Annotated in this window: 20 protein-coding genes; 17 read left to right on the top strand and 3 right to left on the bottom strand. The window is 34.2% G+C overall.

Annotated elements, in window-relative coordinates:
- Positions 1-53: 53 nt before the first annotated feature.
- The gene (locus FYC62_RS11820; protein ID WP_149075066.1) at positions 54-2,537 is read right to left on the bottom strand and encodes a glycosyltransferase family protein; all 2,484 of its coding nucleotides are present in this window, start codon (positions 2,535-2,537) and stop codon (positions 54-56) included.
- Between the two features lie 416 nt (positions 2,538-2,953).
- Between FYC62_RS11820 and FYC62_RS11815 the strand changes: the two genes are divergently transcribed.
- Positions 2,954-3,385 (top strand): hypothetical protein, encoded by a 432-nt coding sequence (locus FYC62_RS11815; RefSeq protein ID WP_149075065.1) that lies wholly within the window; start codon positions 2,954-2,956, stop codon positions 3,383-3,385.
- A gap of 76 nt (positions 3,386-3,461) precedes the next feature.
- On the opposite strand, the gene FYC62_RS11810 is transcribed toward FYC62_RS11815, so the two are convergent.
- Positions 3,462-3,722 (bottom strand): DUF4834 family protein, encoded by a 261-nt coding sequence (locus FYC62_RS11810; RefSeq protein WP_039448842.1) that lies wholly within the window; start codon positions 3,720-3,722, stop codon positions 3,462-3,464.
- Positions 3,723-3,774: 52 nt separating this feature from the next.
- Complete coding sequence (gene uvrB, locus FYC62_RS11805) at positions 3,775-5,805, bottom strand: excinuclease ABC subunit UvrB (RefSeq protein ID WP_149075064.1); 2,031 nt, start codon at positions 5,803-5,805, stop codon at positions 3,775-3,777.
- A 251-nt stretch (positions 5,806-6,056) separates the two neighbouring features.
- Between uvrB and FYC62_RS11800 the strand changes: the two genes are divergently transcribed.
- From FYC62_RS11800 to FYC62_RS11725, 16 genes are all read left to right on the top strand, one after another.
- Positions 6,057-6,767, top strand: coding sequence for an SDR family oxidoreductase (locus tag FYC62_RS11800; protein WP_149075063.1), 711 nt, complete (start codon positions 6,057-6,059; stop codon positions 6,765-6,767).
- A 370-nt stretch (positions 6,768-7,137) separates the two neighbouring features.
- Positions 7,138-8,409 (top strand): polysaccharide deacetylase family protein, encoded by a 1,272-nt coding sequence (locus FYC62_RS11795; RefSeq protein ID WP_149075062.1) that lies wholly within the window; start codon positions 7,138-7,140, stop codon positions 8,407-8,409.
- 34 nt (positions 8,410-8,443) lie between these two features.
- On the top strand, positions 8,444-9,085 hold the full coding sequence (gene upp, locus FYC62_RS11790; RefSeq protein ID WP_149075061.1) for a uracil phosphoribosyltransferase: 642 nt from the start codon (positions 8,444-8,446) through the stop codon (positions 9,083-9,085).
- A 94-nt stretch (positions 9,086-9,179) separates the two neighbouring features.
- Positions 9,180-9,542 (top strand): four helix bundle protein, encoded by a 363-nt coding sequence (locus tag FYC62_RS11785; protein WP_149075060.1) that lies wholly within the window; start codon positions 9,180-9,182, stop codon positions 9,540-9,542.
- A gap of 81 nt (positions 9,543-9,623) precedes the next feature.
- Positions 9,624-10,316 carry a YjjG family noncanonical pyrimidine nucleotidase gene (locus FYC62_RS11780; RefSeq protein ID WP_149075059.1) on the top strand — a complete coding sequence of 231 codons (693 nt, stop codon included), beginning with the start codon at positions 9,624-9,626 and terminating at the stop codon, positions 10,314-10,316.
- Positions 10,313-10,807, top strand: coding sequence for a DinB family protein (locus FYC62_RS11775; RefSeq protein ID WP_149075058.1), 495 nt, complete (start codon positions 10,313-10,315; stop codon positions 10,805-10,807). Before FYC62_RS11780 ends, FYC62_RS11775 begins: the two co-directional genes overlap by 4 nt.
- Positions 10,808-11,109: 302 nt before the next feature.
- Entirely contained in the window at positions 11,110-11,946 is an 837-nt protein-coding gene (locus FYC62_RS11770) for a UDP-2,3-diacylglucosamine diphosphatase (protein WP_149075057.1), read from the top strand.
- Positions 11,947-12,050: 104 nt separating this feature from the next.
- Complete coding sequence (locus FYC62_RS11765; RefSeq protein WP_149075056.1) at positions 12,051-13,040, top strand: glycosyltransferase family protein; 990 nt, start codon at positions 12,051-12,053, stop codon at positions 13,038-13,040.
- A gap of 34 nt (positions 13,041-13,074) precedes the next feature.
- Complete coding sequence (locus FYC62_RS11760) at positions 13,075-14,052, top strand: DUF6427 family protein (RefSeq protein ID WP_149075055.1); 978 nt, start codon at positions 13,075-13,077, stop codon at positions 14,050-14,052.
- A 130-nt stretch (positions 14,053-14,182) separates the two neighbouring features.
- Positions 14,183-14,875: a phosphoribosylformylglycinamidine synthase subunit PurQ gene (gene purQ, locus FYC62_RS11755; protein WP_149075054.1), complete on the top strand. Its 693-nt coding sequence runs from the start codon at positions 14,183-14,185 to the stop codon at positions 14,873-14,875.
- Complete coding sequence (locus tag FYC62_RS11750; RefSeq protein ID WP_149075053.1) at positions 14,875-15,603, top strand: type III pantothenate kinase; 729 nt, start codon at positions 14,875-14,877, stop codon at positions 15,601-15,603. The genes purQ and FYC62_RS11750 overlap by 1 nt, the downstream gene beginning before the upstream one ends.
- Positions 15,596-16,888 (top strand): hypothetical protein, encoded by a 1,293-nt coding sequence (locus FYC62_RS11745; protein ID WP_149075052.1) that lies wholly within the window; start codon positions 15,596-15,598, stop codon positions 16,886-16,888. The genes FYC62_RS11750 and FYC62_RS11745 overlap by 8 nt, the downstream gene beginning before the upstream one ends.
- Positions 16,889-16,890: 2 nt before the next feature.
- Positions 16,891-17,466: an LPS export ABC transporter periplasmic protein LptC gene (gene lptC / locus FYC62_RS11740; protein ID WP_149075051.1), complete on the top strand. Its 576-nt coding sequence runs from the start codon at positions 16,891-16,893 to the stop codon at positions 17,464-17,466.
- Positions 17,467-17,579: 113 nt separating this feature from the next.
- Entirely contained in the window at positions 17,580-19,673 is a 2,094-nt protein-coding gene (locus FYC62_RS11735) for a peptidylprolyl isomerase (RefSeq protein ID WP_317131491.1), read from the top strand.
- Positions 19,674-19,741: 68 nt separating this feature from the next.
- On the top strand, positions 19,742-20,257 hold the full coding sequence (locus tag FYC62_RS11730; protein WP_149075049.1) for a DUF2480 family protein: 516 nt from the start codon (positions 19,742-19,744) through the stop codon (positions 20,255-20,257).
- 96 nt (positions 20,258-20,353) lie between these two features.
- Positions 20,354-21,130 carry a DUF3108 domain-containing protein gene (locus FYC62_RS11725; RefSeq protein WP_149075048.1) on the top strand — a complete coding sequence of 259 codons (777 nt, stop codon included), beginning with the start codon at positions 20,354-20,356 and terminating at the stop codon, positions 21,128-21,130.
- Positions 21,131-21,173 lie beyond the last annotated feature (43 nt).

Genomic DNA, 21,173 nt, shown 5'->3' with positions numbered 1-21,173 from the left:
AACAACAATCCCGATGTGGTTAGCATCGGGATTTTAGGTTTTTACTGGTTGGTTTAAGCTTTCAACTTTTGTATTCTCTCTTTATAAAATGCAAAAGCTAAGATTAAAGATAATAGTATTGAACCAATTAACGAAATTTTTTCTCCAAAATAATATGACTCTGGTTCAAATTTCCACTCTAAAGTATGATTTCCGCCAGGTAATTTGGCTGCTCTAAGCAAATAATTAGCTCTTATATATGGCTTTTCTTCGCCGTCTATATACATTTTCCAACCCTTAGGATACCAAACTTCAGAAAATACAGCTAGTGCACTTTTGCCAATAGAATATTCATATTTGAGATGGTCTGGATGATAGCTTGTTAAATTAATTTTTCCATTAAAGCTTGTACCTAAATTTTTATCATCTAGTTGAGCTTTAAATTCATCATTGATGATAGCTTCTTTTTTAGGATCAAAAGAACTGATGGCTACCATCTCTTCATCGTTATTTTTAACAAACTGTACTTTATCTACAAACCAAGCATTACCACATGCAGTGCTGTTTACTTGCATAGAAGTGTTTTGCCCATCTTTACTTGGTGTAATAAAGTATTTGGTGTTCAGCATGTCTAAAACATCCTGATTCATACTTCCTGTAAATTGTTTTTCAATAACTTCTTGAAATCTTTTAAGCTTGGCAGCATGGTATCCGCCTACTGTTTTATGGAAATATGTAGCATTTGCGCTAGAAAAAGTTGGGATAGTTAAATCTAAAACTCTGTAATTTGGGTCTGGGTCACGTAATATAAATTCATCTACCTCTCTGGTTTTAAATTGTTGATCTATAACCGCTTTAGCAACAAAGTTTTCGTTGTTTAAATAACGTTTATCTACAGCCCATAAGTCTGTAACAATTAAAACTCCAATAGCTAATGTGCCTAAAGTAGTATTGATTTTTTTGCTGATGATAGCCCATAAAATACCAGCACCTACGGCAATAAAAATTAAGGTTCTTAAAGCATCGGCTTTAAATAAGCTAATTCTGTCTTCTACTAAAGATTGTGCAATGCTAGTAGCAAAAGACATATCGCCGGTTACTTGGTTCAGTTGGGTAATAAAATCTTGATGATTATCTGCTTTAAAGCTGAATAATAAAGTTGGTACTGCTAGTAAAACAACTACAATTCCGCCTAAGATATAACTGGTGTTTTTTAAAGCTTTTAAGATAGCTTTTTGGTCTTTGTCTGCTTTTAAAATCTCGGCGAAAGCCAAAATAGCTAAAATTGGAATACATAAAGAGGCTATTACCAAGGTAGACTCTACCGCTCTAAATTTATTGTAGAGCGGAAAATAATCAAAAAACAAATCAGAAATAAGACTGAAATTTTTTCCGAATGATAAGAACAAGCTCAAGAGCGTTGCACTTAATAACCACCATTTTAAACGACTTTTAACAATAAATAATCCTAAAACGAATAAGAAAAATACAAAAGCACCAAAATACCACGGTCCAGAGGTGAATGGCTTTGGTCCCCAATATCCGGGTAATTGTTTAGCAAAGTCTAATGATTGATTGATGTCTATCCCTTTTGAAGTAAGATTTTTTACCACCTCAGATTTTTCATCTAATAATGATGCTGAACCGCCTCCGTAAGCATTAGGGATTAAGAAAGTGATAGACTCTCCTACTCCTTGGCTCCATTGGTAAGCATATTCTTTATCTAAACCTGTATTAGCAGGGGTATTTGTACTGGTTAAATTAGATTTCCCTCTGATAGATAATTGGCCGTACTCATAGGTAGTCCACAACATACTAGCGTTAATAATAACAGCAATAAGTACAGCGCCTGTTAAATAGCCTATAGATTTGAAGAAATCTTTAGTAAGCTTTTGTTTGTAAGCATGGTAAAACTCTATCCCCACCAAAATTAATAAGGCTAAGAATAGGTAATAAGTCATTTGGATATGATTAACCCTAATTTCTAAAGCGATAAATAATGCGGTTAAAGCAGCTCCTAATAGGTATCTGCCTCTTAGGGTTAGTAAAATACCAGCTAAAACAGGGGCAAAGAAGCCTATGGCTAATGCTTTGTTACCGTGTCCTGCCTCTATAATAATGAAGTTATAAGAAGAAAAAGTAAATGCCAATGCACCAATAGCGGCTAAATAAGCATTTAGGCTTTTTTGTTTATCGTTATAAAGACCTAATAAAACGTTAAAAAGTAAATAGCTTCCTAACATGTATAATAATACCATATCCACCGGGTTTGGAAACAAGGCTCTATAGCTTGTCATGATATAGGTCGTAATATTTTTAGGATAAGTAGCCCAAATTTGGTAAGATGGCATTCCCCCAAACATACTATTTGTCCATAATGGTGCTTTACCATCTATTTCTTTATACTTCATGATTTCCATTTGCATGGCTTTAGCCTGCGAAACGTCATTCTGTACCAGAACTTTTCCTTGGAAAGCAGGTGCGAAATAGATAAAACATAAAATTACAAATACACCTATGACAGCCAAGTGTATACCATTCTTCTTAAACCAATTCATTTTAATTTATAAGTGTTGAACATCAAAAATAGAAAAATACAAGATATATCAGGTATGTGAGGATATAAAATAAAAAAGGCCTACTCAAAAAGCAGAAGAGGTCTTGGTTTAAAGAGCTAATGAATAATAAAAACCTGATGATAAAATTTAAGTAAGCTTTAAGAGTTAAGTGAATTCAAATAAAATTTACCTACCCGTTTGGGGTAGGTAAGGTAAATGGTTAAGCCTGTATTTTTGCGACAAAGATTACTTGTTTTTTAAGCGAAATAAACCCCTGTATTTCTAAAGATGTTTTCTGGATATGTCAGGTTTATTTTCTCATAAATATTAAAATGAAATGAGTAATAAAGCCAGCACTATGAAAGAAAACTATCAAACCTTTAAATATTCGTAACTAAAATCAAACAACAATAATTATGAAAAAATCAACTATCCTATTTATGCTGTTTATAAGTACAGCATTAGTATTTACTTCTTGTAAAAAAGATGAAGAGCAATCTGAAAAAGAAAGAGTGACAGTATTATTGACAAGTGGAAAATGGTATTATCAATCGTTTAACACTTCAAGATGTTTTAATGAGGATTCTTATTGGGAGTTTAAATCTGATGGTTCTGTTATTGATACTTGGGGTTTTGAAGGAAACAGTAGAAATTTAACTTATACAGTAAGCGAAGATGGAAAAAGCATCACCTTAATAAGTACAGCTGCCAATAGTAGTACTAACACGTATAATTTAACAATTACTAGTATTAATGCCTCTGAACTTAAGTTTAGTATTAATTACAGTTCTGGCACATCTGATAACGTAGTTTTAGCTAAAACTGCCTTGGATTGTGTCCCATTTTAAACTTAAAAATTTAACCACAAAGGAGTGCATAAAGCAAAGTCCTAAATATTTGCACCCTTTGTGGTTAAAATTAAGATTACTTTACCTCCTCATAATCCACAAAATCGCCAGCATTGTCTAGCTTAGGTTCTTTTTTCTGAGGTGGTATATAGTCTACCGTGATTTTTCCTTCTGGTTTTGTTTGTTGTTGATATGCACCACCTTGTTGTTGCTGCATTTTTTCTTGCATTTTATGTATCGCTTTTTTGAATAAAAAAGGCAAGAAAATACGAGCTAATACCCTTAAAATATAAAGTACACAAATGGTTATAATGATAAATTTTAATAATCCGCCCATGATTGCAAATATAGTTTTTTATGTTTTATAAGACTTTTTTATGTAGGAAATGTTACTTTCCAAATTTCTCTTCCATCATTTTTTCTAAAGCAAACATTTCATCTCTTAGCTTAGCAGCTAGTAAGAAATCCATATCTTTTGCAGCAGCTAACATGTCTTTTTTAGTATTATCTAAAGATTTCTTAAGCTGTGCCTTGGTCATGTATTGTACTATTGGGTCGGCAGCTAGTGTAACTTCTGCATTATCCACATAAGTTTGTTGTACACCACCTTTAAAATCTACTACTGATGTTTGCTCTATAATAGCCTCTCTAGATTTGCCAACCGTTTTAGGTACAATACCATGCTCCTCGTTATACTTAATTTGTTTTTCTCTTCTGCGTTCGGTTTCTTCCATGGTAATCCGCATAGAATCGGTAATCTTATCGGCATACATAATAACCCGGCCTCTGTCATTACGGGCGGCTCTACCAATGGTTTGTATTAAAGAACGTTCAGACCGTAAGAAACCTTCTTTATCGGCGTCTAAAATGGCAACTAAAGAAACCTCTGGTAAATCTAAACCTTCTCTTAAAAGGTTAATCCCAATTAAAACATCAAACTCGCCCAAACGGAGGCCACGCAAAATTTCTACACGTTCTAAAGTTTTTACTTCAGAGTGTATGTAGCGTACTTTAATATTTAACCTATCCATGTATTTGGCCAATTCCTCTGCCATTCTTTTGGTTAGGGTAGTTACCAAAATACGGTCGCCCAATTTAATGGTTTTATCTATTTCATCCAACAAATCATCCACCTGGTTTATCACTGGCCTCACCTCAATTAAGGGGTCTAATAGGCCTGTTGGCCTTATCACTTGCTCTATCACTACACCTTCTGTTTTCTCTAGCTCGTAATCTCCGGGTGTAGCACTTACATAAATGGTTTGTGGGGCAAGGTTCTCAAACTCATTAAAGTTTAAAGGTCTGTTATCTAGGGCAGCAGGCAATCTAAAACCATACTCTACTAAAGATAATTTTCTAGAACGGTCTCCGCCATACATGGCTCTTATTTGCGGTACGGTAACATGACTTTCATCAATCACCATTAAGTAATCATCAGGAAAATAATCTAATAAACAGAAAGGGCGCATCCCTGGTGTTCTACCATCAAAATAACGCGAGTAATTTTCTATACCAGAGCAGTAGCCCAATTCACGCATCATTTCCATATCGTAATTGGTGCGCTCTTCTAAACGTTTGGCTTCCAAAAATCTACCTTCGCCTTCAAATTGCTTTTTTCTACTTTCCATATCCTCCCCAATTTGGTGGAGCACACTGGTAAATCTATCTCTTGGCGTAACAAATAAATTGGCTGGGAAAACAGCTACTTGGTCCATTTTTTCTAGGGTTTTACCCGATGCTGGGTCTATAGCCGATATTTCTTCAATATCATCTCCAAAAAAAGAAATACGATACGCTAAATCTAAATAAGCCGGATAAATATCAACCGTATCGCCTTTTACTCTAAAAGTACCACGCTTAAATTCTAAGGTCGTTCTAGAATATAAAATCTCTACCAAACGGTGCAGAAAAGCATTTCTGCTGATGCGAGTACCAACACCAAATCTAAAAACCGAGTTTGAAAAATCCTCGGGATTACCCATACCATAAATACAAGAAATAGAAGATACCACAATAACATCTCTTCTGCCAGACATTAAAGCCGATGTTGTTCTCAACCGTAGTTTTTCTATCTCCTCATTTATCTGTAAGTCTTTCTCTATATAGGTGTTTGTTGTTGGTAAAAATGCTTCTGGCTGGTAATAATCATAATAAGATACAAAATAGTTAACCGCATTATCAGGGAAGAATTGCTTAAACTCTCCGTAAAGCTGTGCGGCTAATGTTTTATTATGACTTAATATTAAAGTTGGTTTTTGTGTTTGTTCTATTACATTGGCAACGGTAAAAGTTTTACCAGAACCAGTTACGCCAAGCAGTGTCTGATAATTTTCTCCACTTTTAACGCCCTCAACCAGTTGTTTTATGGCCGTTGGCTGGTCGCCGGTAGGTTTGTAATAAGATTCTATTTTAAAATTCATGTTTAACAAATATAAATGATTTCAACAGGCTTTAACCAAACAAAAAGGGATTTAGCTTTTAAAAGATAAACCCCTTTGTTGAACCTTAAAATGAACATTCGAAGATGCTCATTTTAAATACGTTATAGGCTAGTATTTAGTGTTGTTCTTAGATTAAAACTGGCGCTTTTTTACTTTTGAATGATAGAATGTTTTTTCTGTTAAACAATACTTTAATTGTAAGGTTGTTTTAATAGCTTAAAACATTTACAATGCAAAAATTACAAGATAAAGTAGCGCTCATAACAGGCGGAAGCAAAGGTATAGGTTTTGGTATTGCAGAAGCTTTACTTAAACAAGGTATAAAAGTAGCTATTACCAGTAGAAGTTTGGCTAGTGCAGAGGCAGCGGCCCAGAAATTAGGTCATGATGTATTGGCTTTAGAAGCCGATGTTAAAGACTTTTCATCTCAACAAGAAGTCATTAATAAAATGATAGCCAAATGGGGCAAATTAGATTTTCTAATTGCCAATGCAGGTGTTGGGCATTTTGCTAGTATTGAAGATTTATCCGTATCTGATTGGAATGATACTATAGACACCAATTTAACAGGGGTATTTTATAGCATTAAAGCGGCTTTGCCAGAGTTAAAGAAAACCACAGGTTATATTTTTACCATTGCCAGTTTAGCAGGAACAAATTTCTTTGCTGGTGGTGCAGCTTATAATGCTAGCAAGTTTGGTTTAGTAGGTTTTACGCAGGCTATTATGTTAGATTTAAGGCAATACGGCATTAAAGTAAGTACCATTATGCCAGGTTCTGTTTCTACCCATTTTAACGAGCATGAACCCAATACTGAAAAAGATGCATGGAAAATACAACCCGAAGACATGGGCCAAATGGTGGTAGATTTATTAAATATGCACCCAAGAGTATTGCCTAGTAAAGTAGAAGTAAGACCAACCAAAACAACGAATAGCTAGAGGTTTTCCTATAACATTCTTCAAAATTATAAAGCGATTTGCGGATAATAAAGTTTTCAGCTTTTCACCTTCTTCGCACCATGTTCGAGACTTGTTCGAGAAATACCCCCATTTTTCCTAAGGGGGATTGGAGAAGCTCAGGAGGAGCTTCGAAGGAAGTATGGATAAAACGTGGATAAAAGGTGGGGTATACGTGGGTTATACGTGGACTTGAGTTAATAAAATTTCTGTAATTAAGCGAGATGTTTTTTCGAGGTTAAACAAATATAAATAAAATACTTAATAGTAACTTCCAGATTATCAAATAACTGATGAAATTATCATCTTCTGATTTTCGTAAGAAATCTCAATATTATCTCTATTTTTAGCCATGCAACTGCTCATCTATACACCCAAGCTAAATAGCAGGAAACAATATATTTTTGATTTCTTGTTTAGCCAGGTGTTGGGTATTAACCACCAAGTTCTGGATGATGCATCTACGTTTTCTAATTATCAAGGGCCTAAAATAAGTTATGCTCCCGAGGCTTTAGCTGATGAAATCCATTTTAAGTCTTATGGTCTTTTAGATGAGTTAGGACTTAAACATCAAGATTTAGTGAGTATAGATTATCATGATGTGCAAGTATTTTTCCCTGTACAATCATCGGTTATGCCATTTGATGTTTTTGCTGCTTCTTTTTATTTATTAAGCCGATACGAGGAATATACCAATAAAGGGCGAGACCAGCACAGACGTTTTCCAGCAAAATATAGCATCTCGAAAGCAAATTCATTTTTACATAAACCAGTAATAGATATTTGGGCTTATGATATTTTAAACATTATACACAATTATTACCCTGATTTAGCTTTTCAAAAACGCCAATTCAAGTTTATCCCCACCTTAGATATAGATAGACCTTATTATTTTAAAACAGAGAAATTTACTAGGAGGATTTTAAAACAGTTTAAATCCTTGTTAAAAGGAAAATTCACAGATCCTTTTGATGTTTATAAGCAAGTTGCTCAGTGGGATAAATATTATCAAACCCAAACCCAATATTTTATTTTAATGGGGAATAAACATCAGTTTGATGTAGCGCCTGATAACCACAACCCAAAGTTTAGAAAACTTTTAAGCAAGTTAGCGCTGGGGTATGAGCTAGGTATTCATCCATCTTATGAAAGTCATATCCACCAAGAAGAAGTTTTAAAAGAAAAACAAGCTTTAGAAGATATTATTCAACATCCTATCAAAAAAAGCAGGCAACATTACTTGAAATTTAATTTGCCAGAAACCTTTGAGAATCTTTTAGAAGCCGGTATAACAGAAGATTATTCTATGGCTTACGCCGATGATATAGGTTTTAGAGCAGGAACTTGTACCCCTTTTTATTGGTATAATTTAAAAACAGAGCGTAGCACCAGTTTAAAAGTTTTTCCCACTGTAGTGATGGATCAAACTTTAAGAAGCTACCTCGGTTTAAAACCTCAGGAGGCTACAGAAGTTTTAAATAAGCTCATTCAGGAAGTGAAAAATGTAAACGGTACTTTCATTAGCCTTTGGCATAACGAGTCTTTAAGCAACTTTGGCGTTTGGAAAGCTTGGAAACCGGTTTATATGAAGTTATTAGAAAATGCCAGCAACACAAATAAATGATAAACGGAAGGGGTAAAAATTGTAAATTTATAGCATGTTCATACTCAGCCAGCAAAATACCATAGCTAACCATTTTTTAGCAGAACTTAGAAATGTAGATGTACAAACAGATAGCATGCGTTTCAGAAGAAATATGGAACGTTTAGGGGAGATTTTTGCTTACGAAATCAGCAAAACGCTCACTTATGAAGAGTTTGAAGTACAAACACCTTTAGGCTTGGCCAATATAAATTTAACTAAAAATCAGCCTGTTTTAGCAACCATTTTAAGAGCCGGTTTACCTTTACACCAAGGTTTACTGAACTATTTTGATAAAGCCGATTCTGCTTTTATTGCTGCTTACAGGAAAACGCAAAAGAATGGTAGTTTCATCATAAAAATGGAGTATTTCTCTACTCCGGATTTAGATGGAAGAACTTTAATTATTGCCGACCCTATGTTGGCCACTGGCCAAAGTATGGTACTTTGTTGCAAAGAATTGATGGCAAATTATAAGATTAAAGATTTACATATCGTATCGGCCATTGCCAGCCAGGTTGGTGTAGCACATGTAAAAGCTCATTTACCAAAAGCCAAACTTTGGTTAGGAGCTATAGATGAAGAGATGACCAGCAAAGCTTATATTGTACCCGGTTTGGGTGATGCCGGAGATTTAGCCTTTGGAGAAAAAGTGTAATGGGTTATCAGTTGCCGGTTGCCGGTTGACAGTTTCCAGTTCCTGAATTTTGGCGAAGCTTTTTTATTACGTAAAATAATTTTTTGAAGAGATAATGAATTATACCGATTTAGAAGTTTGGAAAGAAGCTAGATATTTGGTGAAAGTTATATATGAAATGACGAGATTATTTCCAGATTCTGAAAAGTTCGGACTTATTTCACAAATTCAAAGAGCGGCGATATCCATTCCGTCTAATATAGCAGAAGGGTGCGGCAGAGAAACTCAAAAGGATTCTATTAGGTTTTTTTATATCGCCCGAGGATCTTTATATGAGCTCGAAACGCAGCTATACTTAGTTTATGATCTTGGCTTTATTAATCAAGAAAGCTTAGAAAGAAAGTTAGAAGTATTACAAAAATCAAGAAAATTGTTAAGTGGATTTATAAAATATTACGCATCACTTACCCCAAAATAATAAAACTAATAACCCGCAACTAATAACTGAAAACCAACAACTGATAACCCGCAACTGACAACTGATAACCGACAACTGAACATGCAATACCAACATATTTTCTTCGATTTAGATCATACCCTTTGGGATTTTGATAAAAATGCAGAAGAAACCATTTATGAATTATACCATCATCATCAATTAAAAGTATTGGGCTTACATTCCCCCGATATTTTAATTGAAACTTATACGGCTAATAATCATCAGTTATGGGCTAAATACCATTTAGGAGAAATCTCAAAACAAGAACTCAGAGAAACACGTTTTAGAAAAACTTTTATTGATTTAGGCATTGATGAAACTAAAGTACCTATCTCTTTCGAGGATGATTATGTACGTATTTGTCCTACCAAAACCAATTTGTTTCCTCATACGCATGAGGTTTTAACCTATCTGCATGAGAAATATCATTTACATCTAATATCTAACGGTTTTAAAGAATCTACCGAGTATAAAGTAGAAAATACCAATTTGAAGCCTTATTTCAAGAATATCATTATATCAGAAGTAGTAGGAATCAATAAACCGGATAAGGCTATTTTTCAACATGCTTTAAACTTAGCATGTGGCGCTGTCCATGAGAGTATCATGATTGGTGATAGCATAGAAGCCGATATAAGAGGGGCTAAAAATATAGGTATGGATGCTATTTATTTTAATCCAAATAAGCTTACCATACCCGAAGATGTTGATGTGCATATCAATCATTTATCAGAACTAAAAGCTTTGTTATGAGTGTAAGAGCAAATTTTAAATCATTACATAAACTGTTAGATTATTACCTGGCATACCTAAAAGCTATTCATGAAGATGATTTTTTTGCTAAGCCAGAGGCAAATGTTTGGTCGGTTTCAGAAGTTTATTCACATGTCATTTGGGTAAATAAAACAGCAGCTATTGCGACAGAAAATTGCTTAAACAGAACTGCTCATATTAAAACCAATAAACCCGATTGGCGAGTTAGACTCATTTTATTTTTCGGAGTTTTCCCTCCAGGTAAGATTAAAGCCCCAGAAGCTGTTGCTGCTAAGGTAGAGCGTATCAGTTTAGAAGATGCTGCAAATCAAATCATCAATCTTAAAAGAAAACTACCCGCTTTAGAAGCAGATTTTAAAAATTTTGATACCCATTATAAAATTAAACATCCTAGATTAGGTTATTTAGACGCTAAAAATTGGCTGCGTTTTATGGTGGTACATACTAAACATCATGTTAAGCAGTTGTAGATTAAAAATTGCTGTTTCGTACAAAGGTTTCTTTAAATTATTTAAGAGTAGCTCCTAAATATCCGAATTTAGGGTCTTTATACTCTGTACTTTCTACCTTTAACTTTCTACTCAAAAAACTAAACTTAATCACTACTTAACTTGTTGTTAATCTTAGTATTGTTACTTTGAAAAAACAACGATGTATGATACATATCTATGATGGTTTCTTAATTGCTATAGCACTTTTAGCAGTCATTATCTTCTATTTCAGTCCTTTTGAATTACGCATAGAGGAAGAAGAAGATTAAATTCCTTAGGATATGCCAAAAAGAGAGATAGATATTCTGGTAATTTCTGATATTCACTTAGGAACTTATGGCTGCCATGCCAAAGAATTATTGAAGTACCTAAAAAGCGTAAACCCTAAAATTTTAATCCTTAACGGGGATATTATTGATATATGGCAGTTTAGTAAATCCTATTTCCCAGAGGCGCACACCAAAGTCATCAGAAAAATTCTAAAGTTTGTAACAGATGGAACTCCGGTGTATTACCTTACCGGTAACCACGATGAAATGCTACGTAAGTTTACAGATTTTAACATGGGCGGACTTCAACTTTTAAATAAATTGGTTTTAGATGTGGATGGGGCAAAAGTCTGGTTTTTTCATGGCGATATTTTTGATGTAACCATGCAACATTCTAAATGGTTAGCAAAATTAGGCGCTGTAGGTTATGATACACTTATCCTCATCAACAGCTTTGTAAATTGGTGTTTAGTAAAAATGGGTAGAAAAAAATACAGTTTCTCGCAAAAAATAAAAGCAAGCGTTAAAGAAGCCGTAAAATTCATCAATCAGTTTGAAGAAACTGCTGCCGATTTAGCCATCGAGAAAAATTATCAATACGTAATATGCGGGCATATACACCATGCAGAAATGCGAAATATCCAAAATGAAAAAGGGCAAGTAACCTATCTCAATTCTGGCGATTGGGTAGAAAGTTTAACATCCTTAGAATACCATCATGGCAATTGGAGCATTTATAAATACGATGGGGCAGCTTACACAGAAAAAGAAGAAGACGAGTTTGAAGACACCCAATCTAAAATGGATATTAAAGAATTATTTAAAAAATTCACACAAAGTGTAGCTTAAATTTTATTTTTATCATCGATGAAATTCACTCCATACTCCATACTCAATACCCACTACGTAATATTTACTACTCCATACCCACTACTCAATACGCTATACTGTCTATGAAAATCCTCTACGCTATACAAGGAACCGGAAACGGCCACATCAGCAGGGCAAAAGAAATTGTGCCATTATTACAGCAGTATGGCGAATTAGATATTCTTGTTAGCGGTACACAAGCTGATATTACTTTACAGCAAGAAGTGAAGTATCAGTTTCATGGTTTTAGTTTTGTATTTGGAAAAAAAGGTGGGGTAGACCATTGGAAATCTTATCAATTAATGAATTTACGCAGGTTTTGGAAAGATATGCGTAGTATTCCCTTAAACGATTACGATTTAATTATCAACGATTTTGAACCCCTAACCGCTTGGGCTTGTAAATTACAGGGTAAGCGCAGCGTATCTTTAAGTCATCAAGCTGCTTTTATTTCAGACAAAACTCCTAGGCCACTAAAAAAAGGTTTATATGCCGAGTGGATTTTAAAATATTATGCCCCAACAACAGATCATGTGGGTTTTCATTTTCAACCTTACGATGATTTTATCTATACCCCCGTTATCAGAAGTGAAATAAGAGCATTAAACCCCAAAAATTTTGGTCATTACACTGTTTATCTGCCTGCTGTTGATGATAAGATTCTGGTAAAATATCTTCATCTATTTCCTAAAGTAAGGTGGCATGTATTTAGTAAGCATCAAAAAACGCCTTATCAATATGCTAATGTTTGGGTAAAACCTATCACCAACAATGATTATAACAAGAGCTTAGAAAATTGTGAAGGCTTACTTACCGGAGGTGGCTTTGAAGGACCTGCAGAAGCTTTATATCTCGGCAAAAAAGTTTTGCTAGTACCTATGAAATACCAGTTTGAGCAAGAGTGTAATGCAGAAGCTGCCCGTTTAATGGGTGTGCCAGTGGTGAATGATATCAATAAGAAATTTGTTTCTTACTTAGACACTTGGATAAAAGAAGACTTTAAAATTAAAGTTGATTTCCCCAACCAAACGGCTGCTATTGTAGAAAAAGTAGTGAATACCTACAGGCAGTAAATCTTATTAGGGCTAAATAATTATATTTGCCATAATGATAGGACAATTTAGAAGCTTAAATTTTATTAACCTGTTCGTCTTATTTTTTCTGGTTTATATACTCAGAATTGGTTTGTATGTTCAACTACCAGAAAGCATCAATACAGGTTTTTCTGAAGTAGGCAATCGCTTATTAATTTCCCAGTCAGACACCATCTTTACGCCTTTTACCAATGTAACGCTTGCTGCTATTGTAGTTTTTATACAAGCTTTATTGTTTAACAGAATTGTAAATACCTTCAATATTATAGGAAAATCAACATTTTTACCTGCTTTGGTTTATATTGTTTCTTCAAGTGTATTTACACCTTTTCTATTTTTATCGCCACCATTAATTTGCAATTTTTTCTTGCTTTTTATGGTTTATCGCATACTTGCTCCATCAAAAGACATGGCATTTATAACTACCATGTTTGATTTAGGCATGGTTACCGCTATAGGCACCATTTTTTATTTCCCCTTTATCGGGATGATTTTGATACTCTGGCTAGCCTTACTCATTTTTAGGCCTTTTAACTGGCGAGAGTGGATAGCCGTTATATTGGGTTTTTGTACCATCATATTTTTTCTAGGAGTCTACTATTTCTGGAATGATAAACTAGCTGCTTTTTACGCCATTTGGAGACCTTTAACTAGTGCTTTTCCAATTTTTGTCAGAATTCAGCTTCAAGATTACATTGTATTATTACCCATTGCCATTGGTTTGCTGTTGGGTTTTTATCATCTCAGAGAGAATTTTTTCAAAAGTTTTGTGCAGGTTAGAAAAACTTTTCAGCTGCTGTTTTTTATTTTTATCATAGCGGCCTTTACTTTTTATCTAAAACCAGATTACCGTATCAATCATTTTCATCTGGCTGTAATTCCGGTTTCGGCCTTATTGGCATATTACTTTCTGCAGGCAAATAAAAAGTGGTTTTACGAGCCTCTTTTTCTATGCATCATTGGTTTTGTCGTTTATTTCCAGTTTGTGTAACAGCGCTTTAACTTTTTTTAACAGATAGTCGGCCAAATAAAATCAAAATTTAGTTAGTTTTGCTAACGAGTATATTCAATAAAATTTTTTAAAATCTACAGGCTGTTTTAGCCTGATAATCAAAAGAAAAATGAAAGTTGGCGTAGTAGTTTTCCCGGGTTCTAACTGTGATCAGGATTTAATTTATGTTTTCGATAAAATTCTTGGACAAGAAGTAGTTCCTTTATGGCATAAAGACCACGATTTACAAAATGTAGATTTTATAGCCTTACCGGGAGGTTTCTCTTTTGGTGATTACTTACGCTCTGGTGCAATTGCTCGTTTTTCTCCTATCATGCAAGAAGTTATTGCTTTCGCAAATAAAGGTGGTTATGTAATGGGTATTTGTAACGGCTTCCAAATTTTAACAGAAGCAGGTTTACTACCAGGTGGTTTATTACACAATACCAACAGAAAGTTCATTTGCAAAAATGTTTACCTAAAAGCGCAAACACAAAACTCTTTGGTAACATCGGCAATAGCTCCAAACCAGGTTTTAAATATTCCTATAGCGCATGGCGAGGGTAATTTTTACGCTCATGCTGATGAATTGAAAAAGCTAAATGATAACGACCAAGTATTATTTAGATATTGCGATGCAGTAGGAAATATCACAGAAGAAGCTAATCCTAATGGTTCTATAGAAAATATTGCAGGTGTTTGTAATGCAGGGAGAAACGTTTTTGGAATGATGCCGCACCCAGAAAGAGCCGCTGATGCTATTTTAGGAAATCAAGATGGCTTGCCTTTATTTGAATCTATCTTAAAAATGGTGAATGCTTAATGGCTAACCTAGTCATAGATACTGGTAATACATTTACAAAAATTGCAGTTTTTGAGGATGACAAATTAGTATCTATTACAAAAGTAGCACAGCTTAAAGAAGAAGACTTAAATAAGATAGTACAAAAACACGCTATCAAACAGCTTATTTACGCTTCGGTAAAACAAGATTTTACTTTTAACATAGGCGTTCCTGTTTTAAAGTTTAGCCATCAAACTAAAATCCCTATTCAAAATCTGTATCAAACGCCAGAAACATTAGGCTTAGATAGGTTAGCAGCAGTAATAGGAGCAAATCATTTATTTAGCAATACAGATGTTTTAGTGATAGATGCAGGCACTTGCATCACTTACGATTTAATAAGCAAACAAAAAGAATATAAAGGGGGAAGCATCTCCCCGGGTTTACAAATGCGGTTTAAAGCCATGCATGAGTTCACCGGAAAGTTGCCTTTAGTAACTTTAGATGAACATAACAACGCTTTTTACGGAGCTTCAACAAAAGAAGCTTTACAAAGTGGCGTTATAAACGGATTGATTTTTGAAGTTACAGGATGCATCAATCATTATTTAAATCAACATCCTGAAACTAAAATTATACTATGTGGCGGTGATGCATCGTTTTTTGATACTAGATTGAAAAATAGCATCTTTGCCCACCAAATACTTACAGAACCTCATTTGGTTCTTATAGGTTTAAATAAGGTTGTTAACTATCAGCATGATTAAAACTCAAAAATATTTATTAATGGTTACCTTAATGGTAGCTTTTACTTTTACAGCTCTTGCGCAATCCACCATAAATTCGCCTTATTCAAAATTTGGCTTAGGTAATTTAACAGGCACTTACATGCCTCAAAATAAAGGAATGGGTAATTTATCAGCTGCGGTAAGTTACTTCGGCGGATACAGCAATATCAACTCAAACAATCCGGCTTCTTATTCAAAAATAAGATTAACCACTTTTGATATCGGTGTGGGCTCTAACATCCAAACCTTAAAAAAAGGTTCAGATTCAGAAAATAGTTTTAATGCCATGCTGAAGCATTTGGTTATTGCAGTTCCGGTAAATAAAAAATCTGCGGTAAGTTTTGGTCTTATCCCTTATAGCAATTTCGGATATACTTTTACAACACCAGGCAAAGTAGAAGATATAGATGTTGATTATTTCTATAGAGGAGAAGGTGGTGTATCTAAAGCTTATTTAGGTTATGGTTTCGGCTTAGGCAAAAACCTAAATTTAGGGTTTAATATGTCTTATTTGTTTGGGAGTTTGAAAGAGGCCCGTTCTGCACAATACCAAAACGTTGCTTCTTTTTTTAATTCAAGAACCGAAAATAGAAATGGTATTGGTGGCTTAACTTTAGATTTAGGCTTACAATATATAGCTGCTTTGTCTTCCAAAACATCTTTAACCATTGGCTATAATACATCATTAAAATCATCATTAAATACCAATACTACCAACAGTACCTTTACTTATATCACCAATATTTCTACTGGCGATGAGTTTAAAATAGACACTATTTCTTCTGTTTTAGACCGTGAAGGGAAAATAAATTTACCTGCTTCTCATACTTTAGGTATCTCCTTAATGAAAGAGAATAAATGGCTTATTGGTGCCGATTTTAGAATGTCTAATTGGTCTAATTACCGTATCAATGGTAATAATCCAAATCTTAACAATACTTGGGGCGTATCGGTTGGTGGGGTAATAGTGCCTAATATTAATGCGGTTACCAATTACCTTAAATTAATGGATTATCGTTTTGGTGTTAATTACGATAAATCTTACGTGAAGATTAACAATAACGAAATAGATGTTAAAAGTATTAATGTTGGTTTAGGTTTACCTTTAGTTTCAAATAGGTCTGCATTCTATAAAATAAATGTTTCTGGCGAGATTGGAACGCGTGGTACACTTGATAACAACCTCATCAAAGAAAATTTTTATAATATCAGCTTAGGTTTTACCATCAACGATAGATGGTTTCAGAAATATAAATACGACTAAAAATGTTAAGCAGAATCTCTTTTTTTCTGTTTATTGGTGTTTGTGGCTTTTTTTTGTCAGCTTGCAATAGCGATTTAAATTCGGCCAAACCTATTGATTTGAATGAAAATGTTCAGGTAGAAACCACCAAAGGAGCCGAAATTATTTATAGCGATTCTACAAAAGTTAAAGCCAAGCTAAAAGCGCCTATTTTATTACATTTTAAAGCCGCAAAGCCTTATTATGAGATGCCAAAAGGCATTGATGTAGTTTTTTACGATGAAAATCTAAAACCTACTAGTACTGTAACTTCTGATTATGCTATTAGAAGAGAGCATGAAAAAACTATAGAATTACGTAGAAATGTTGTAGCTAAAAACATGAAAGGCGAGACATTTAAATCAGAAGAGTTATTTTGGGATGAGAATACAAAGAAGTTTTATTCTAATCAGGTAGTAAGTATCAACACTGGGCAAGCAACTATTTCTGGTACTAGCTTCTGGGCATTAGAAGACTTTAGTTATTATGAAATAAAACAAGGTAGCGGCCCCATACAATTTAATGCAGATTTAGATAGCACTGCAACCGCAACGCCTTAAATTATACCGAAATAGCTTAAAAAAGCCAATAAATAAAATTTGCGCATTAATTACTGAAATTTGTATCTTGCGCCCTCTAAAATTTAAAATAAATAAAGAATCATATGGGAATCATGGGTTTTTTGCGTAACCGAGCTGGTGCGATTATTATTATAGCCATAGGTTTAGCAATTGTAGCATTTCTTTTAGGCGATGCAATTAGTAGCGGAAGAGGATTTATTGCGGATGCACAAAATGAGGTAGGTGTAATAGATGGGGAAGAAATTTTGTATACCGACTTTAATGAGCGTGTAGAGCAAAACTCTCAACAGTTTAAAGCTCAAATGGGAGGTAATTTAAACGCCCAAATGCAGTCTTATGTGGTAGAGAACACTTGGAATCAAATGCAGTCTTCTGTGATTCTGAAAAAGCAAACAGAAAAATTAGGTATTGCTGTAGGTAATACAGAATTATTTAACATCATGTTTGATAACCCTACTCAACAAATGCAACAAATTTTCACGAATCCTGAAACTGGTTCTTTTGATAGAAATACGGCTATCAACTCTAGAAAAAGTGCTGGAACAGATCCTTCTGGTCAGTTAGAGAAACAGTGGTTAGCTTTAGAAGAAAGTGTTGAGCAAGAGCGTATCAACCAAAAATATTTAAGCCTAATTAAAAATGGTGTTTACGCCAATTCTTTAGATGCTAAAGACGATTTTACCAACAGAAACAAACTGGTTAAGTTTGATTATGTAGTTTTGGATTACGCTTCTATACCTGCAAATCAGGTAAAGTTAACTGACGCTGATTACCAAGAGTATTACGATAAAAATAAATTCAGATTCAAAAATAGAACAGAAACCAGAACATTTGAGTATGTTTCTTTTGATGCTTCACCTTCTAAACAAGATACCTTAGAAGCAAAAGCAAAAATTGATAAAATTACTGAAGGTTTAAGAACCAGTACCAATGATTCTCTTTTTGTTGCTATCAATGCAGATACTAAAATGCCTTTAACTTATCAAAAGAAAGGTGCTTTAGAGCCAGCATTAGACTCTGTAATGTTTACAGCGCCTAACGGATATATTTATGGCCCTTATTTCTCTGGAAACTCTTATAAAGTAGCCAAGCTTATAGATACTAGAGTTGGTCCAGATTCTGTGAAAGCTCGTCATATCTTAATCAATCCGGCAGCAGAAGGCGGTGTTGATAAAGCACAAGCAAAAGCAGACTCTATCAAAAATCTTATCGCTAAAGGTGCTGATTTTGCAAAATTAGCTAAGGAGTTTGGCACAGATGGTTCTAAAGATTCTGGTGGCGATTTGGGTACATTCAGTCGCGGTGCTATGGTGCCAGCTTTTGAAGATGCTGTTTTTGCAGCTAACGTTGGGCAGGTAATGACTATCAAAACTCAATTTGGAGTTCATGTTATCGAGGTTCAAAAACAAATTGGTTCTTCTAAAGTGGTTAAAGTTGCTGTGGTTGATAAATCATTAGCGCCAAGTTCACAAACAGAGCAAGTGGCTTACCAAAAAGCACAATCTTTCTTAAGCGAAGTAAGCAACTTGAAAGAGTTTGAAGCAGCATCACAAGCTAAGAAAATGAATAAATTAGTAGGAGAGGATGTTGGTCCTTTACAAGCTAGTATTCCAGGATTAGAAGATGCAAGAAGCCTAGTGCGTTGGGTGTATACCGCAGAAAAAGGTGATGTTTCTAAAGAAATTTTTGACATTGGTGATAAGTATGTAATTGCTGTTTTAACTAAAATTAAACCAGAAGGAACTTTATCATTAGAAGATGTTAAGAAGCAAATAGAACCAGCTGTACAAAATATGGTTAAAGGTAGAATGCTAAAAGAAAAAGCAGATAAAGCTTTACAAGGCACTTCTTCTTTAGCGCAGGTAGCTCAAAAATTAGGTAAAGCTGTTACTCCGGTAGAAAACATTGTATTTGCAAATCCAGTAATTCCAGGTTTATCTCAAGAGAATAAAGTTATAGGTTCAATTTTTGGCGCTCAGCCAGGAAAATTATCTTCAGCTATTGAAGGTGAAGCTGGTGTTTATGTTTATACCGTTAAAGGCTTTACCAATCCTCCAGCATTTAAAGATGTTGCTAAAGCTAAAGAACAATTAATGCAAGCACTTTCTCAACAAGTAGATGGCGCTGTATTTGAAGTTTTAAGAGAAAAAGCAGAGGTTAAAGATTATAGAGCAAAATTCTATTAATCGGTAATTCATCATTTTATGACCGGAGTCTGTTTAAAAATAGGCTCCGGTTTTTTTATTTTTACATTATGGATATTCAGGAAAATATAGTTAACAAAGTTGCTCAAAGTGGCTTAGTATCTGTAGACCTTGCAGAATTAAAGCCAGCCGGAGAAAGATTGGTTTATGATATAAAGGATAATCTTTTCCATGGTTTAATTTTAAAGGAAAAAGATTTTAGAGAATTTATCAAAACCCACAACTGGGAGCAATATACAGGGAAACATATTGCTATTACTTGTTCTGCAGATGCTATAGTGCCCACTTGGGCTTATATGTTGCTTGCAACCAAATTGGCAGATTATGCGTCTACTATCATATACGGGAGTTTAGAAGATTTAGAAATCTATCTTTTTAACCGCGAAATAGAGAAGTTAGATGCTCAACAATACAAAGATCAAAGAATTGTGGTAAAAGGTTGTGGCGATATTTATGTGCCTACAGCTTCTTTTGTTGCTTTAACATCAAAGCTATTTCCGGTTGTAAAAAGCATCATGTACGGAGAGCCTTGTTCTACCGTTCCTTTATACAAGAGAAAGGATTAATTTGGTTTGCTTTTTGATTTTAGATGGATGTAAATCATCATGTATACAATCAATAGAAATATTTTACGTAATTAGATTTACATAATGAAGCCAACCATGAAGTACATATATATCCTCATCATCGCTATACTAAGCTTTAAGCAAGTAAGCGGTCAAGACATAGCTTATTTAAGTAGCTCTTCTTTTAATACCGGAGAGGTTTTAAAATATAAACTTAAATATGGCTTCATTACCGCAGCAGAGGCTTCTTTAAGAGTTTTAGATACCGATGTAAAATTTGATAATCAACCAACTTATCATTTATTGGTTCAAGGTAAAACTACAGGTACCTTTGATATTTTTTATAAGGTGCGTAACAGGTACGATTCTTATATCAACAAAAAAACCTTTGTACCTTTTTTGTATACCGAGAATATTCAGGAAGAAAATTATAGAAGAGCAGAGAAAGCTCGCTTTTATCAAGATGAGCGTAAAGTTATAGCTAACAAAGGCACTTTTAAATCTCCGGTAGAGCAAACATTTGATTTAGTATCAGCCTATTATTTTGCAAGAAATTTAGATTTATCTGGTGTAAAAGTGGGAGACAAACTTACCATACGTTATTTCTTAAGCGATGAAGTTACACCACTTACCATAGAGTATTTAGGCAAAGAGGTGATCAGAACCAATAAGGGGAAATTAAGATGTTTAAAATTTAGACCATCTATTTCACCAGGAAGAATCTTTAAAAAAGATAGTCAGTTATTCTTATGGATAACCGATGATATAAACCGTATTCCAGTAAAAGCAGAAGCAGAAGTTTTGGTAGGTAGCATTACCATGGAGCTTAGCGATGCCAGAGGTTTAAGACAGGCACTTCAAATTATAAAGTAAAGAGGTTCTATTTCTGATAGAATTTTATAATTTTACTGTTTTA

The organism is Pedobacter aquae (genome assembly GCF_008195825.1).
GTDB classification, from domain to species: Bacteria; Bacteroidota; Bacteroidia; order Sphingobacteriales; family Sphingobacteriaceae; genus Pseudopedobacter; species Pseudopedobacter aquae.
The sequence above is the reverse complement of the archived record's forward strand: the minus strand, read 5'-3'. Positions and strand labels throughout refer to the sequence as shown.

Coding starts and splice junctions, on each gene's coding strand:
- FYC62_RS11775 (WP_149075058.1), top strand. CDS start 10,313: ATGAGTGTAAGAGCAAATTTTAAATCATTACATAAACTGTTAGATTAT.
- FYC62_RS11800 (WP_149075063.1), top strand. CDS start 6,057: ATGCAAAAATTACAAGATAAAGTAGCGCTCATAACAGGCGGAAGCAAA.
- FYC62_RS11725 (WP_149075048.1), top strand. CDS start 20,354: ATGAAGTACATATATATCCTCATCATCGCTATACTAAGCTTTAAGCAA.
- FYC62_RS11745 (WP_149075052.1), top strand. CDS start 15,596: ATGATTAAAACTCAAAAATATTTATTAATGGTTACCTTAATGGTAGCT.
- FYC62_RS11730 (WP_149075049.1), top strand. CDS start 19,742: ATGGATATTCAGGAAAATATAGTTAACAAAGTTGCTCAAAGTGGCTTA.
- FYC62_RS11785 (WP_149075060.1), top strand. CDS start 9,180: ATGAATTATACCGATTTAGAAGTTTGGAAAGAAGCTAGATATTTGGTG.
- FYC62_RS11765 (WP_149075056.1), top strand. CDS start 12,051: ATGAAAATCCTCTACGCTATACAAGGAACCGGAAACGGCCACATCAGC.
- FYC62_RS11750 (WP_149075053.1), top strand. CDS start 14,875: ATGGCTAACCTAGTCATAGATACTGGTAATACATTTACAAAAATTGCA.
- upp (WP_149075061.1), top strand. CDS start 8,444: ATGTTCATACTCAGCCAGCAAAATACCATAGCTAACCATTTTTTAGCA.
- lptC (WP_149075051.1), top strand. CDS start 16,891: ATGTTAAGCAGAATCTCTTTTTTTCTGTTTATTGGTGTTTGTGGCTTT.
- FYC62_RS11810 (WP_039448842.1), bottom strand. CDS start 3,722: ATGGGCGGATTATTAAAATTTATCATTATAACCATTTGTGTACTTTAT.
- FYC62_RS11760 (WP_149075055.1), top strand. CDS start 13,075: ATGATAGGACAATTTAGAAGCTTAAATTTTATTAACCTGTTCGTCTTA.
- FYC62_RS11770 (WP_149075057.1), top strand. CDS start 11,110: ATGCCAAAAAGAGAGATAGATATTCTGGTAATTTCTGATATTCACTTA.
- FYC62_RS11780 (WP_149075059.1), top strand. CDS start 9,624: ATGCAATACCAACATATTTTCTTCGATTTAGATCATACCCTTTGGGAT.
- FYC62_RS11735 (WP_317131491.1), top strand. CDS start 17,580: ATGGGTTTTTTGCGTAACCGAGCTGGTGCGATTATTATTATAGCCATA.
- FYC62_RS11795 (WP_149075062.1), top strand. CDS start 7,138: ATGCAACTGCTCATCTATACACCCAAGCTAAATAGCAGGAAACAATAT.
- FYC62_RS11815 (WP_149075065.1), top strand. CDS start 2,954: ATGAAAAAATCAACTATCCTATTTATGCTGTTTATAAGTACAGCATTA.
- FYC62_RS11820 (WP_149075066.1), bottom strand. CDS start 2,537: ATGAATTGGTTTAAGAAGAATGGTATACACTTGGCTGTCATAGGTGTA.
- uvrB (WP_149075064.1), bottom strand. CDS start 5,805: ATGAATTTTAAAATAGAATCTTATTACAAACCTACCGGCGACCAGCCA.
- purQ (WP_149075054.1), top strand. CDS start 14,183: ATGAAAGTTGGCGTAGTAGTTTTCCCGGGTTCTAACTGTGATCAGGAT.